Below are 15,966 nucleotides of genomic sequence, written 5' to 3' on the forward strand. Positions count from 1 at the left end.
TTTTCTGTTTCTTGAAAAATATGAGATAAGGTTTTATGCAGGTTCCTTGCCGGAAAGGTCATTAGGACTTTGCGGGCGTTGTGGGCAGAGGCTAAACAGGGATTCGACAAGTGAAAACAACCAGGGAGCCGCTGTAATAAGGTTTTACCTTGCTGGATCGGCAGAATAGCAGCGAAGGCATGCTGTAAGCGGTAAAAACCGGTCTGGATAGGGTTTCGACCGGTGAAAATAACCAGGGAGCCGCTGTAATAAGGTTTTACCTTGCTGGATCGGCAGAATAGCAGCGAAGGCATGCTGTAAGCGGTAAAAACCGGTCTGGATAGGGTTTCGACCGGTGAAAATAACCAGGGAGCCGCTGTAATAAGGTTTTTCCTTGCTGGATCGGCAGAATAGCAGCAAAAGCATGCTGTAAGCGGTAAAAACCGGCCTGGAAACGCATGATCCTTTGGCAGAACGCTCGTCCTGTCTTCCTGGCAAAGGACAGAATGAATATCTTATACCTGCGGATTTCCTGGACCGGCGCATCATTCCAGTGCTCAAATAGCGCGGTAATCCTCAGCCTGATGGATCCGGCGGTGCTGCTGCGGGGTCAGTCCCATTTTTTTCAGAAACAGCGCATGGAAGAATTTCATGTCCTTATACCCGATCATGTTTGCGATTTGGTGAACGGGCTGATCGCTCGTCTCCAGCAGCTCGCAGCATTTTTGAATGCGTAAATTTTGCAGGTATTGCGTGAAGGTGAGGCCTGTCGACCTCTTGAACGAACGCTGAAAATGGCTCTGACTCATATACATAAAGTCTGCCAGCTGTTTGACGGTAAGAAATTCGCAATAGTGCTCCCGGATAAACTGCATCGCATCGTCCAGCTTGCCTGTCTTTCGGCATGGAACGTCATGGGTGACGGTTTCTTCATGCATGATACGGTGAACCAAGGTCAGCAGCTGCATGAGCATACTCGACAAAATCGCTTCATAGCCTTCATATTTTCGCAGGTATTCCATATGCATGCTGGTAATCAGGGGCCGGATCTGATCATGCTTGTCGCCTATGTGCAGATACGGGATCTCCATCCCTGAAGGATGGAAAATAACGCAGTGAACGCTGGAGTCACAGGGGAGCAGATGCCTCCATTTGTCCAGCACGTCCAGCCTGAAAATACAGTTGTACACGACGAGCGGCTCGCGTTGATTCGGCGATGACGGCCGGAAGACATGAGAAGTCCCGACCGGAATGACAAACAAATCTCCGTGTTTGACCCGGTATACCTGGTTATGGACATGATGATAGCCGGAGCCTTCATCGACATAACAGATTTCGATGAAATCATGCGTATGCTTGGGCGTCATAAACGCTTCTCTGATCCGGTTTAAATAAATGCCGGTTTTCTCTTTGAAAAAACGATCCCCCTTCAGATGCCGCAATCGTCCATTCATAAAACTCACCCCGCTAATGTAATAAAGGCTTAAGCTCCCTTTTATTCTATTGAGGATAGGCAAGGAATGATATAGATCATTTTACATACAGAATAGGGCTAATACATTACTGCGGCGGGGCGGGAGTGCATTTCGCCTATAGAATAAGCCGTTATCACCTATAGAGCCCGCTCGCATGCACCGTATAATAGTAGAAAATCCGGCTCTGCCAGGCAAGCGGAAATTATACACCCCCAAAGGAGATTTTATGACCATTCATGCCTTAACAAGCGAAGATAACGGCAAAATTGCGGAAATTATAGAAAGTCCGGACGGCATCCGGTTCATCCTGCGCGGAGTGGGGCTCACAACCCCTTATTTTGCGGGAATGCTGAGCCGGATGATGATCAGTTCATACGGCAAGCCGTGGAATACCGAGCCCGTCCTTATGGATCAGCCCCGCGTTTCATCCACCCCGGCATCGATTCTGATAAATGGCCGGATCAAGGATCTTGACGTGATGCTCGAATTATCGTTCGGCCTGCATCAGGTCCTGCATCTGATTGTAAATTGGACGAACAGGAGCGGGAAGCTGCTGGCCGATACGGCCGTCGGCATCGTATTCGAGCTGCCGGAGCGGGAGAAGGAGAATATAACGATTCCCCATATGATCTATAACAATAATCCGTCATCCGATCCCCGGAGAATTGTCCCCAAGCTGGGTGCGGAAGAGGGATTCATATGTGAGGAGCACCGGCTGCCTATCCCCTGTGTCAACGTGGAATGGACGGAGAAGAAGGAAACAAGCTATATTTCGTTATTTTCCGCCCCTTCCCTTGCATACACGGAGGATGGCGAAGGAGATTACGGCTCGCTTGGCGTCCTGCGGGAGGACGGCCATACAGCAATTGCTGCCATGAGCGGCGTTCTGATGTTTAATGGCGGGAAGGACATCTATTATGTGGGCAAAAGCAAAACGGAGCCCTATTCCGGCGGTTACCTGGACTTTCCTGCGGATTACGCCTTAACCAAGCATTATATGCTGGATTGGGGCAGGCTCCCGCAGACGGGCTGGGGATTCCGCGAGGCCGTGCGGAAGGGCTGGCAGCTGTTCGAACCGCAGGGAGCGAGCCCGCTGACGCTGGACGAGATCATAAGGCTGAAGACGAATGCGCTGGATGACCGCTGGCGCAGCTCCGAAGGAGCCGCCGGTTATATCAAATTCAACGATTCCAATGATTTCGGCAAAGTGAACCGGCATCCTCTTCACTTTCTGTACGGATGGACGGGACAATGTCTGAAGCTGGCCTGGTGCGATGCGATGCTCGGCTTTGTTCAAGGGGACGAGGAGCGCATTGCAAGGTGCGGGCAGGCGGTCGCTTTTTATTTGCAGGGGAGCGGGACCGGGGTGCCGGGATTGAGAAGCTGCTCGTATGAGCCGGAGAGCCGGACATGGGGGAATTTTACCTTAAACGGTGAATCTGTCGTTTCCAGCCGGGCTTACGGGGAGACGATTTCGGATCTGGCCGATATCATCCTGCTGTACCGCGAGCATGGCAGGGACGTGCCCACGCAATGGATCACAGAGCTGCGCGAGGCCGCAGATTTCTTCTGCCGCGCTGCGCTGCCGTCCGGGATCTATCCGACAGGCTGGCTGAAGGACGGCAGTCCTTGCGACGCAATGGTAACAGGGGCAGGCGTTCCATGCGTCATTGCGGCAGCCAAAGCATACAGGGCAACCGGCGACCGGAAGTATCTGGATCATGCCGGGGCTGTATTGGAGCGCTATTATGATCTGCATGCCCGCACATTCGAGCGGCCGTTCGCACGGTCGACGCTGGACGCAAGGTGCGAAGACAAGGAAGCCGGAATGTATTATTTTCTGGCGGCGTTTGAGTTGTTCGATCTCACCGGAGAAGCCCGTTACGGTCAGTGGGCGGAGGTGGCTGCCGATTGGCTGCTTACGTTCGTTTATGTCTGGAGTCCAGAGTACGACCCGGGCGCGCCGCTTCGCGAGAACCAATTCAACGCTGTCGGCTGGCCGGGTGTCAGTGTTCAGAATCATCATCTGGATGTGTTCTTTCCCACCTATGAATTGTGGTGGTTCGGCCGGATGACCGGGAACAAGGCATATTCGGAAATCGCCAAAACCGTAATGGAAGCGATGGGACAGGGCATCTGCACGAAGCCGGGGGAATGGGGTTTTACGGTTGTCGGGGAGCAGGGAGAAGGATTCTACCAGACTCATTATCATCAGCGCGGCCACAGCAATGTGTGGAATCCTTCCTGGATTATCGCACTTGTTCTGTCCAATGCGCTGCGGCTGCGTTACAGGACGGAGCCTGCATTTGCTTGACAGCAGCGCAAGAAATGTATAGGAGGGAGTAATAATGATGGATATCGCCAGCTGCCTGACGCCCTATAAATGGAAGAAGCCGGTGCTGGTCGGCTCCGGCGTGCAGGGAGCCTTCGATTATCACGCGGTCGACTGCCCGTTCGTATTCCGCCATAAGGGCCGCTTTTATATGATGTACGTCGGCTTTGACGGGGCGGGCTACCAAACGGCGCTCGCCATAAGCGACGATCTTCTGAATTGGGAGCATCTGTCCACGATTTTGCGCCGGGACGAAGGCTCGGAATGGGATTCGAAAAATATCGCCGGAACCTGGATCATGCGCGACAACGATATGCATGGGCCGGGCACGCTCAAGAAATGGAACGGCAAATATTGGCTCGCCTATCATTCCTATCCCGGAGACGGCTACGAGGAAGGCTCGGCCAAAATCGGCCTCGCCTGGACAGAGGATGAAAGTCTCCTTGACTGGACCCGGGTCAAGGATCCGGTTCTGGTCCCGGAGGACGGCGAGTCGTGGGAGCGGGGCGGATTGTACAAGGAATGCCTGCTTGAGCATGAGGGGAGCTTCTACCTGTTCTATAATGCCAAGGACCGGAATCACGGACGCTGGGTTGAGCAGACCGGTCTTGCCACCTCGACCGACCTTGTCCACTGGAAGCGGCATGGGCACAATCCCGTCATCAGGGTGACGCCGGACCGCTGGGACAGCGGATTCGTCAGCGATCCCTGCGTGCTGCGGGACGGCAGCCGCTGGGTTATGTTCTTCTTCGGCTACGACTATAAGCAGGCACAGGAGGGAATCGCCTTATCGGACGATCTGCTGAGCTGGAGTAAATATCCGGAGCCGATCATTACAGTCGGGGAGAAAGGGGAGCTTGATTCCATTTTTGCACATAAGCCGTCGGTCATTACGGATAATGGTATACTCTATCACTACTATACGGCCAGCAGACGGCCGGAGGAAGGCGACCGGACATGCAATATTTTTCCGGAATTCCGCACGATAACGGTAGCGGCTTCCCGGAAGCTGCCGGAGTAACCGACCGCGCTGATAATGTCTGCATCCCAATTTGGACAACAGCGCAAGCCGGGTGTACTGCGGGCAGTGTGTTTGAGTTGAATAAATCGTTTAGAATAGTTTAGTTAAATTTAGTTAAAAGAAAGCTAAAAACAGGAGGGATTTAAGCTTAAAACAAATTGACTCTCAAAATCATCCAATGATAGCATGGATAATGAAGGAAACAACCCTGGATTTTCAAAGTCGACCGCTAAACCTGAATCGAATATTTTAGAACGGGTTTATGTAAGCGGTTTAAAAGGGTTTCGAAAAGGGGAGTCGTTCCGTATGCGAGGTTTGCCCAGTTTGTCGAAGAGAGAAGCGAAACAATCGGTGTTCGTTAAATTTGCGCTGTCGTATTTGCTCATCCTGTTTATTCCCATCGCGATTGGAGCCTATCAATACTACCGGACGCAGGAGGTCCTGGTTGAAGACGCTACGGACCTGAATCTGGAGGTGCTGAGAATGAGCCAGGATATCGTGGACCGGCTGCTGCTGGAGACGGACGATCTCGTGTCGGCGCTCTCGGTAGACAACGAAATCATTAACCTGACCCAGACCGCAGGCATTCCGCCAACTCCCGAGCAGATGTACAACTTCTCGCTCCTGCGGACCAGTCTGAACCGGTATGTGATCGCGAACAAATTGTTTCGGGATATTTACATCGTGATGGACAACAGCCGTTGGGTCGTGACGACCCGGACGACATTCGATTTGGCTGACAACTACATGCGGATCGACGGACAGCCCTTCCAGTCCTGGATCGACAACGCGGTCAGGCATATTGACCAGAAGCAGTTTTTTAATCTGAACGACGTCTCCTTCGGAGGAGATGCGTCGGAGAAGCTCATCGCCTACGTGGATCCGCTTCCGACCGGCTTTCAAAGCAAGGCGCAGGGCTCGATTATCGTCTTTATCAATCAGAATGATATCGCGCGCCTGTTTCACCGGCTGGTCGCCAAGAACGGGGGCTTCGCCTACATCCGGGACAACCAGGGACATATGATCGCTCCGGCCTTCTCCTCGGGAATGAGCGTGGATATGGCGGAGCTGCCGGGGAATTACCCGGAGAAATCCGGCTCCTCCTTCGAAACCCTGAACGATACTAAAATGCTCGTTTCCCATATGGAATCCGACCAGAATGGCTGGACCTTTGTAGCCGCCGTGCCCGCAAGCGTCGTGCTGGCCAAAGCGGAATATATCAAGCGGATGATCCTGGCCATCACATCCGTCATTCTGGGGATCGGCATCCTCGCGGCGCTTTGGATGGCCTACCGAAACAGCAAGCCGCTTTCGGAGTTGACCGCATCGCTGAGGGAGCTCAGCAGCAGAATGGAGCGGCAGCTGCCGCTGCTCCGTGCGTCCGTGCTTGAGCGTCTGCTCAAGGGCTATTACAAGGAGGAGGAGCAGGCAAGGGCTGATCTGGCAGAAGGGAGGATCTTGCTTCCGGAAGACGCTTATTTTGCCGTGACGGTGTCCGTCCACAAGGAAACGATGGATCACAGAAGCTTCATCGATACGGATGAAGCCCAGGCGCTTATCTTAAGCCGCATCGAACGTCTGATGGAGGGCTTTCATTACGGGTTGAACATGAATGCGGACAATGCCGATCTGATCGTCTCGCTCCCCGCTCCGGTCGCGGATTCCGAGCGCGAGCGATTGAAGGAGAGATGGCTGAAGGAGTCCCGTCTGCTGCAGGGCAATAACGGCATGCGGCTCATTCTTGGAGTCGGCAGATGGACGGACAAATTGATCGAAATATGGCGCTCCCATCATGAAGCGAGACAAGCCGCGGACTATCATGTTATGGGCGACCAGGGCCGTGCGATCTGGTACGGGGACCGCGGGCAGCGCTCCGGCTATTATTACTATCCAATCGACCTGGAGCTTAAGCTGCTTCATACCGCGAAGAACGGGGATGTGGACGGGCTGGAGCATTTGCTCCGGCATCTGGGCGAAGAGAATTTTACCGGACGCCGTCTGGACGCTGCGACGGCCAAGCAGTTCTCCCATGAAGTCCATGGTACGCTGCAGAAGCTGCTGGAGCAGATGGAGTTCGGCTCCGACAGCTTCGGAGAGCTGAGCGCGAAGCTTGCGCCTTGGCTGCAGGAGCTTGAGGCCGAAGCTGCCTGGCCGTCGCTGCAGAAAGCGCTGCGCATTGTTTGCGGTCATGTCGCCGCAAACAAGAAACAAAAGCAGGGCAGGATGGCGGATGCCATGCTGGAAACCGTTCATAACCGCTTTACGGATTCCGGCTTCTGCCTGACCGAGCTTGCCATGCAATTCAAGCTGTCCGAGAGCTTTATATCGGTGCTGTTCAAGGAGCATGCCGGAGAGAGCTTCTCCGACTATCTGGAGAAGCTGCGGATGGACCGGGCATGCCAGCTGCTGCACGGAACGGAGAAGAGCATCAATGATATCGCATCAGAGGTCGGATATAACAGCGACAAGACGTTTCGGCGCGCCTTCAAGCGCGCGGTCGGGCTGCAGCCGACCACGTACCGGGAATCGCTCAAATCCTGAGGCTTAACTGGAAAAAAGAGAGCACTAACAATGAAATGGATGCCGCAAATGAATTGTTCCCCCCATTAATGGACTAATTCCGGCAGGTGAGGGCATACATGCGGCCCAACCTCCAACAAACCGCGCCATTATTGGGTTTCTGCCCGATTTTTGCAAACAATGTATGCCCGAAATGAACTGTTCCTTTACGATTTCAGCCTTGTTCCGGTAGAGTTAGGGCCAATAAAGCGTTTTCATTCACGCTCAATCTACTGGAAGGGCTGGTGACCACTGGTTCATGGGTACAGGTACGAATACACTTGCTGCCGGAACGATCCGTAAGGCAAGGCGCGAAGCGAATATGTGGAAACGGATGAAACAGCAGAAAGTGCTGCTTTTGCTGCTCGTCCCGGGACTGGTCTATTTCTTTCTCTTTTCGTATGTGCCGATGTACGGCGTCCTGATCGCATTCAAACAATTCCAGCTGCAGGCGGGACAAAATTTTGTCAGCAGCATCCTCTCTTCGCCCTGGGCGGGGACGCTTGGATTGGACAATTTCAAAACCTTTATCAACGGACCGTATTTTTGGCAGCTGTTGCGCAACACGTTTCTGCTCGGCGTCTATTCCATTGTTTTCGGCTTTCCGGTTCCCATCCTGTTTGCCCTGCTGCTGAACGAGCTCCGCAGCCGGTATTACAAGAGCTTTGTCCAGACTGTCAGCTACCTGCCGTACTTCCTTTCCATTGTCGCCGTCGTCGGGATGATGAAGCTGATGCTCGCTCCCGAATCCGGTATCGTCAATCTTCTGCTCATCAAGCTGGGGCTTGAGCCGATCTACTTCTTCGGCGTTCCGGGGTGGTTCCGCAGCTTGTTCATCGGCTCGCATATATGGAAGGATCTCGGCATGGGGGCTGTCATCTATCTGGCCGCCTTGTCGAAGGTGGACGCCGAGCAGTACGAGTCGGCCGTTCTCGACGGGGCGACCCGCCTCCAGCAGATGCGTCATATTACGCTGCCGGCCATCAAGCCCGTTATTGTCATTACCTTGATTCTCAGCTTGTCGGGCGTGCTCAGCGTCGGCGCGGAGAAGGTGCTGCTGATGTATTCGCCGCTTACCTACGATACCGCCGATGTGTTCTCGACCTATGTCTACCGCCAAGGATTGGTCAGCATGGACTTCAGCCTCGGCGCAGCAGTTGATCTGTTTAATTCCGTCATCAATGTCATTTTTCTGGTCAGTGCCAATTTCTTGGCCCGAAAGGTGACGGAGGAAAGTCTATGGTAAGCATGCGGGAGAGGAGTGAGGACATTGGTCAGAGACACGACGCTGGGCTCCAGAGTGCTTGATATTGTTATCCATATCGTGATGGTTATTGTCGTTATCGCAACGCTGCTTCCCGTATTAAATATCGTGGCGGTGTCGCTGAGCGATCCGCAAAGCGTGGCCGGCGGGGAAGTTACACTGCTTCCGAAGGGGTTCAATTTAAGCGCGTACCATACCATTTTATTCGAAGACGTCCACATTCCGAGGTCATTCGTCAATTCGGTGGGCATCACGGTTACCGGAACGATCCTGAATGTGATTCTGACGACGATTACCGCTTATTCCTTATCCAAAAAATATTTGGTGCTTCGCGGCTTCTTCATGACCTACGTCGTTATTCCGATGTTTTTCGGCGGGGGAATCATCCCCTTGTTCCTGGTCGTGAAGGCGCTGGGCATGGTGGGCTCCTATTCGGCGCTCATTATTCCCTATCTGATGAGTCCATGGTGGCTGATCATCATGATTTCCTTCTTCCGGTCGTTCCCGGTGGAGCTGGAGGAGGCGGCCAGGATCGACGGCTGCAGCGACTTCGGCGCGCTGATTCGCATCGTGCTGCCGCTATCAGCGGCCCCGGTGGCCACCATTTCGCTCTTCTATGCCGTCTCTCACTGGAACTCGTTTTTCTCGGCGATGATGTTTTTGAATGATTTCCAAAAATACCCTCTCCAGCTTATATTGCGGGACATCGTGCTGGAGAACTCGCTGGCCGAGCAGCTGGCCGCTCAGGGGAACGTGACGCTGGCGCAGGATGTTCAGTCGGCGATTACCCCGCAAAGCGTGCAGTATGCGACGCTTGTCATCTCCATTATTCCCATGCTGGTCATCTATCCCTTCATCCAGAAATATTTCGTCAAGGGGATCATGATCGGCTCGCTCAAGGGCTAGGCCGCCCGTGCAAATTCGGAGCAAGTCTTCGCGGCTTATTCCGGACGGTTGGGGAGAAAGGGGGGATCGTCGCTTACAGCGGGAGCCGCCGATTCCGCGTCAAGATTATGCAGCACTCCGGTGTGGCGGCGGGGAAGGAACATTCAAAGGGAAGTCGGGCATTCATTCCAATCAGAGAGAGGCGAAGAACAATGAGGAAAAGGAAATGGGTCACCACAGTGCTGGCCCTGTCGGCGATGATCGCAGTATCCGCATGCAGCTCGAATACGAATAACGGCGGAACGGGAGAAACCACCAGCCCGGCAAACGCCGCCACAAATGCGGACAGCGCAGACCAAACGGTCAATCTTACGGTCGTCAGCCAAACCAAATACGCGCCAAACTCGGTTCCAAACGAATATACGAAACAGACCGGGCAGAAATTCAATATGAAATGGGATTATCAGGCGATCCCGCTTTCGGCCGGCATGGATAAGTACAATGTCATGTTCGTATCAGGCGATTATCCCGATTTTATCCCGAACATGAATCAATGGAATGCGGTCAAGAAATGGGCTGCCGCCGGTTATCTGCTGCCGATCGGGGACTACATCGACAAGCTGCCGAACTACCGCAAGCTGTACACCGACGACCAGTGGCAGATGCTCCAGGAATTTACGAATGTGAATGGAAAAGTGTATATGATGCCGTTTATTACGACGACCTTCGACCCGATGACCTGGATTTACCGCAAGGATGTGTTCGACAAGGCAGGCATCACGGCCTTCCCGAAAACGACGGATGAGCTGTACGAAGCGCTGCTGAAAATCAAGGAGCAAAATCCGGGCTTCATTGGAATCGGGGTACGCGGAGGCGTCAAAAATCTGGAAATGGCGTTCGGCAATACGTTCCGCATTCCGCCGGATTTCGGAGGCTCGAATGGCTGGACCGGCTTCTGGCATGATCCCGATTTTAACGGTCAGCTCGTGTTTGCCCCGGCAACCGACAAGCAGCGGGCGCTGCTCTCTTATCTGGCGAAGCTGTACAAAGCGGGCCTGATCCAGAAGGATTTCGCCACAGCAACCGAAGACCAGTTCAATCAGAACCGGCAAAACGGCAAGGACGTCATCGATTTCCAATGGGTGAGCCAAATCATCAGCCTGGAGAAAGACAATGCGGCCGCCGACTGGGAATATTCGTCTTACTTCGTCGAGGATCAGGCAAGCGGCAGGACGCCCGTCATGTTCAAGGGACCGGACTTCGCGCTGTTCGGCTCGATCTTCAGCAGCAAGCTGGCCGATCAGCCGGATAAGCTGAACCGTCTGCTCGAATACCTCGACTGGTCCGCGACGCCGGAAGGCACGCTCTTCAATCAGATGGGCGTAGAGGGCCTGACTTACGAGATGAAGGACGGAATTCCCGTCTACAAGGAGGGTCTGGACCGCAAGAAGGTGCTCGAGCAGTACGGATTTGACTATTACCTGACGAAGAACGACGATGCGCAGAAGGGCGACCCCGCCTTCCAGCTTGATCAGGAGGCGGCACCGGCCTTTAAAGCGATGGAGACGCTGTATGCGCAAAGCGCCAATCTGACCGAGGACGAGACGAATACGGTGAATTCGGTCATGACCGGCGTTTGGAGCGAAGCGGACCAGTTCGCGACGAAGGCGATCATGGGTGTTGTGGACATCAACAAGGATGATGTCTGGAAGGATTATCTCGCCGATCTGAACAAGGTCGGTCTTGACAAGGCGATGGCCATCTATGAGAAAGCGATGAAATAAACAGAAGCGATCGATGAAGCAGGGCATCCGCTCCATTCGGGGGGATGCCCTGCTCCTTGGGACGAAATAAAGGCTGGAGAAAGAGGTGGAAGACTATGTCCGGCGGGAGACTGGAACGCAAGACGGCCGTCGTGACCGGTTCGGGTTCCGGAATCGGCATGGCGATCGCCCTCCGCTTTGCCGCAGAAGGGGCCAATGTCGTGGTGAACGACATTGCCGATGCCGGTCGGGACGTTGCCGGCGAAATAGCTGCAGCCGGCGGCAGCGCGCTGTTCTTCAAGGCGGATCTGCGGCGGAAGAACGAAGCGGCTTCATTGATGCAGGCGGCGTACGATCAATACGGCGCTCTGCATATTCTCGTCAACAATGCCGGAGTATCCGGAGGGAAGTCGGTCGTCTTGGCCGAGGATGAGGATTGGGACCGGATTATGGAGATTAATCTGAAGGGGAGCTGGTACTGCAGCAAATACGCCATCCCGCTCATGGTGGAGAGCGGCGGCGGGAGCATCGTGAACATTTCCTCCACGCATGCCTACCGCACGCAGGCAAATCATTTTCCTTACCATTCCTCGAAATCCGGCATGATTGCGATGGCCCACGGAATATGCGTCGATTTTGGCAGTCAGGGGATCCGGGCAAACAGCATATGCCCGGGCTTTATTGAGACGCCGCTCTCGGAAGCGCATATGCGGCAGTTTGCGAACCGCGAGGAGAAGACGAAGGCGATGCTTGCGACGTGTCCCATCGGCCGCTTCGGACAGCCGGAGGACGTAGCGGCGGCAGCCGTATTCCTGGCGTCGGACGAGGCCGCGTTCATTACCGGGACGACGCTTGTCGTCGACGGCGGCAGGTCCGCGCTGCAGAAGGCGGAATAAGTTCTGCATCCTGCTTGTGCCAATAGCTCGAAGCCCGGGCTTGGAATGGACATCGACGGGGCAGCAGGGCCAAGCGGATCCGGCGTATTGGCAGTATCAATTGGGGAAAATCAGAAGAAAGCAAAGCTGCAGGACAGAACAAGCGGCAATGAAGGAGGATATTAGAAGATGACTGCGAGTACGAATATTGAAACGGCCGGACGTTCCGACTGGTTCACGCATGACCGGTTCGGCCTGTTTATCCATTGGGGCTTGTATACGCTTGGCGCCCGTCATGAATGGCTCAAGTCGCGTGAATTCATGAGCACGGAGCAGTACGACAAGTATTTCCGGAGGTTCGACCCCGACCTGTACGATCCCGAGCTATGGGCGCAGGCGGCGGCGGATGCGGGAATGAATTATTTCGTCGTGACGACCAAGCATCACGAGGGCTTCTGCCTCTGGGACTCGGAGCTGACGGAGTACAAAGCGACGCGCACTCCGGCGGGGCGCGATCTGCTGAGGCCGATGGTGGACGCTTTTCGCGCCCGGAATATGAAGACGGGCCTGTACTACTCCTTGCTCGACTGGCATCATCCGGATTACACCGTCGATGTCAAGCATCCGCTGCGCTATAACAGCGAATATGTTGCGCTGGACCAGGAGCGCCAATTTCAGCGCTATGTGGATTATATGTTCGGGCAGACGCGGGAGCTGCTTACCAACTACGGCCAAATCGATCTGCTGTTTCTCGATTTCTCCATTGCCGCCGAGGAAGGCTTCCCCGGCAAGGGCAAGAACGAGTGGCAGAGCGAGAAGTTCGTGCAGATGGTCCGCGGACTGCAGCCGAACATTCTGATGAACGACCGGCTGGAAGTTCAGGGCGACATCACCACGCCTGAGCAGTACATGCCGAAGGAGTGGGTGAAGGTGGACGGCCGTCCCGTCGTCTGGGAGGCTTGCCATACGTTCAGCGGCTCGTGGGGATATTACCGCGACGAGGAGTCGTGGAAGAGTGTCGATATGCTGATCAAAATGCTGATCGAAAGCGTGAGCAAGGGCGGCAATCTGCTGCTTAATATCGGTCCCACGGGACGGGGCGAAATAGACGAGCGGGCGCTGGACCGGTTGAAGGGAATAGGCGCCTGGATGAGACGTCACAGCCGGTCGATCTATGGCTGCACGGCCGCACCGGAAGGCATTGAACCTCCAGACGATTGCCGGTTTACATATAATCCCGTGACCAATCGGCTTTACCTGCATGTATTAAGCTGGCCGTTCAAGACGATCCATCTGAAGGGCCTGGCGGGAAAAATCGAATATGCGCAGCTGCTTAACGACGCTTCGGAAATCCGTATGAAGCAGGGCGCAAGACAGAGCACGATGACAGCGGGAGCATTCAGCGAAGGCCGGGATGCCGGGACCGTCTCGCTGAGCATTCCCGTCAAGAAGCCGGATGTCGCGGTACCGGTGATCGAGCTGTTTCTGAAGCCCGGCTTGTTTTGAGCTTATCTGCCGTCTGTCGTGCAGAGAAAGGATTGGAAGGGAGTGGAGAGACATGAAGGCCATACCGATCAAACCGGCTTATGAAATACAATGGCCGCTCGCAACTGGCCACTGCCATGAAGGGATGCCGCTGTCGAACGGCGTGTTCGGCGCCTTGGTCTGGTTTCAGGAGCAAACCGTCAGGCTCACCGTCAACAGGGCCGACTACTGGGATCACCGCGGAGGAACCGTCCGGGCTGATGATTGTACGTACGACCGTTTGAAAACGCTGCTGCAAAGCGGCGACTTCGAGGGTGCCCGCCGGCTCTATCCGACAATGGAGATGAACGGCAAAGAAAAACGGCCGACAAGGCTCGCGATGGGCCGGTACGACATTAAATTGCGGCCGGGAGTGAAGATTGAATCCGCCTGTCTTGTTCTGGATGAAGGAGAGGCAGTCATTCGCTGCCTCCTGGACGGGAAGGCGGAAACCATCCGCATCAGCATACCAATCGACCGGCCGGTACTGCTGCTGACGGCTGACGCGGGCATGGTTGAGTGCGTTGAGGCGATGCCATCCTATTCATTCGCGAAGGTCAAGGCCTATTTCGACGATTTTGGCATTCCGGCTCCGCGGGTGCTGCAGTTGCCGGACGGGAACGGATGGGTACAGGAGCTGCCGGAGGATCCGGCGTGCGCGGTATTGCCGGGGCTGTCAGGAAACCTGCTGGCAATTTCCGCCGAATACGGGGAAACAGCGGAACTGGCCGTCCAGGCGGCCCAGTCTCAACTGGATGCCGTCAAGCGGGCCGGCTATGAAGAAGCTTTATACGAAACGAAGCGGCATTGGCGCGCCTTGTGGGATCAGGCGGCTGACATCGCGCTGCCGGACCGCGAGATTGAGAACATGTACTATTTGGGAATATACCGGATGCTCGGATGCTCGATGCCCGGGAAGCTGGCCCCGACGCTTCAGGGTCCATGGGCCGAGGAGTACCGCAATCCTCCCTGGAGCTGCGATTACCATTTTAATATCAATGTCCAGGAATGCTTGTGGCCGGCATACGGCTCCAATCTGCTGGACAGCCTGAAGCCGCTCTTCAGGATGATCGACGGCTGGAAGCCCGTGCTGGGGTTGAATGCCAGGCAGTTCGCCGGCATTGACGACGGCTATATGCTCGGGCATTCCGTCGATGACCGCGGGCGGCCGGTCGGCGGGATGTGGACGGGCACGATCGATCAGGCGAACACCTCGTGGGTCGCGCAGATGATGTGGCAGTACGCCAGATATGCGGGCGACGAGGAATACCTCGTCAGCGAGGTGTATCCGTTCATGAGGAAAACACTCAATGTGTTTCATGCGATGATGGACAAGGAAGACGGGGGTTATTCGCTTCCGGTGTCGGTTTCCCCGGAATACGGCGGATCATCGCCCAATGGGCTTGGACGCAATTCCACCTTCTTTCTCGTAAATGTGCGGTTCCTGTGCGAGAAGCTATTGGAGCTTGAGGAAAAATACCGGCTGGACGCGGATTATGCGGCGTTCGTCGCCGACATTCGGACGAAGCTGCCACCATACACGGCAGGACCGCGGCAGTATCAGGAGTTCGGGGGCAAGCCGGGCCTCGAGCTGTATCTGTGGGAAGGGCAGCCTCTGGCTGAATCCCACCGCCATCATTCGCATCTTGCCGGGATATTCCCGTTCGATACGATGGATCCGTCGGATCCGGAGCAGCGGGAGCTTATATCGAATTCCTACAAGTCGTGGGTCGATCGGGGGATGGGCCGTTGGGCAGGCTGGTCGATGCCATGGGCTTCCATTCTGCACAACCGTCTTGGCAGCTCCGATATGGCGCTTATGTCGCTGCATTTGCTGAGGGACGTCTACATGATGCCGGGATACGCGACGCGGCACAATGCGAATTATAACGGATTTTGCCAATTTACCGGCGGCGATACCATGCAGGTCGAGGCTTCAATCGCTGCAGCGGCTGCCGTTCTCGAAATGTATGTGCAGTGCGTCCGGGGGGAGGTACGCGTGTTCAGCGGGCTCGCCCGGCGCTTCGGGGACGCTTCGTTCTCCGGCATCCGCGCGGAAGGCGCGTTCCTGCTGTCGGGCTTGAAGGAAGGAGGTCGGGTCCGTACCGTCACGGTATTCAGTGAACGGGACGAAACGCTGCGGCTGGTCAATCCGTTCGAGGGCAGGGCGAATTGGCATCGGGACGGCGTTATGGCCGGGACCGCGGAGAAGCGGATCGTGCTTGCGCTTCGTGCCGGCGAAACCGTGATATTCGAGGGAGCAGCCCAATAATAGGAAGGAGGACAATT

General features: G+C 55.2%; 10 protein-coding genes. 9 read left to right on the top strand and 1 reads right to left on the bottom strand.

The annotated features are described in order from the left end of the window. Positions 1-536: 536 nt before the first annotated feature. A complete protein-coding gene (locus AC0YNV_RS06550; protein ID WP_475766834.1) occupies positions 537-1,433 on the bottom strand; it encodes an AraC family transcriptional regulator in 897 nt (298 codons plus the stop codon). A 247-nt stretch (positions 1,434-1,680) separates the two neighbouring features. Here AC0YNV_RS06550 and AC0YNV_RS06555 point away from each other — a divergent pair, with 247 nt between their 5' ends. The 9 genes from AC0YNV_RS06555 to AC0YNV_RS06595 all read left to right on the top strand — a co-directional run bounded on the left by AC0YNV_RS06555 (position 1,681) and on the right by AC0YNV_RS06595 (position 15,949). Continuing rightward, the gene (locus AC0YNV_RS06555; protein WP_475766836.1) at positions 1,681-3,768 is read left to right on the top strand and encodes a hypothetical protein; all 2,088 of its coding nucleotides are present in this window, start codon (positions 1,681-1,683) and stop codon (positions 3,766-3,768) included. A gap of 34 nt (positions 3,769-3,802) precedes the next feature. Then, complete coding sequence (locus tag AC0YNV_RS06560; RefSeq protein WP_475766838.1) at positions 3,803-4,807, top strand: glycoside hydrolase family protein; 1,005 nt, start codon at positions 3,803-3,805, stop codon at positions 4,805-4,807. Between the two features lie 306 nt (positions 4,808-5,113). Further along, positions 5,114-7,348, top strand: a complete 2,235-nt coding sequence (locus AC0YNV_RS06565) for a helix-turn-helix domain-containing protein (protein WP_475766839.1) — start codon at positions 5,114-5,116, stop codon at positions 7,346-7,348. A gap of 277 nt (positions 7,349-7,625) precedes the next feature. Beyond that, positions 7,626-8,612 carry an ABC transporter permease gene (locus AC0YNV_RS06570; RefSeq protein WP_475766841.1) on the top strand — a complete coding sequence of 329 codons (987 nt, stop codon included), beginning with the start codon at positions 7,626-7,628 and terminating at the stop codon, positions 8,610-8,612. A gap of 24 nt (positions 8,613-8,636) precedes the next feature. Then, positions 8,637-9,536: a carbohydrate ABC transporter permease gene (locus AC0YNV_RS06575; protein ID WP_475766843.1), complete on the top strand. Its 900-nt coding sequence runs from the start codon at positions 8,637-8,639 to the stop codon at positions 9,534-9,536. Positions 9,537-9,727: 191 nt separating this feature from the next. After that, positions 9,728-11,299: an extracellular solute-binding protein gene (locus AC0YNV_RS06580; RefSeq protein WP_475766845.1), complete on the top strand. Its 1,572-nt coding sequence runs from the start codon at positions 9,728-9,730 to the stop codon at positions 11,297-11,299. Between the two features lie 95 nt (positions 11,300-11,394). Then, positions 11,395-12,174 carry an SDR family NAD(P)-dependent oxidoreductase gene (locus AC0YNV_RS06585; RefSeq protein ID WP_475766847.1) on the top strand — a complete coding sequence of 260 codons (780 nt, stop codon included), beginning with the start codon at positions 11,395-11,397 and terminating at the stop codon, positions 12,172-12,174. Positions 12,175-12,342: 168 nt separating this feature from the next. Continuing rightward, on the top strand, positions 12,343-13,659 hold the full coding sequence (locus AC0YNV_RS06590) for an alpha-L-fucosidase (protein ID WP_475766848.1): 1,317 nt from the start codon (positions 12,343-12,345) through the stop codon (positions 13,657-13,659). A gap of 52 nt (positions 13,660-13,711) precedes the next feature. Then, positions 13,712-15,949 (top strand): glycosyl hydrolase family 95 catalytic domain-containing protein, encoded by a 2,238-nt coding sequence (locus AC0YNV_RS06595; RefSeq protein WP_475766850.1) that lies wholly within the window; start codon positions 13,712-13,714, stop codon positions 15,947-15,949. The last annotated feature ends 17 nt before the right edge of the window (positions 15,950-15,966 follow it).

The sequence above is a fragment of the Paenibacillus sp. JT31N11 genome, from assembly GCF_056269285.1.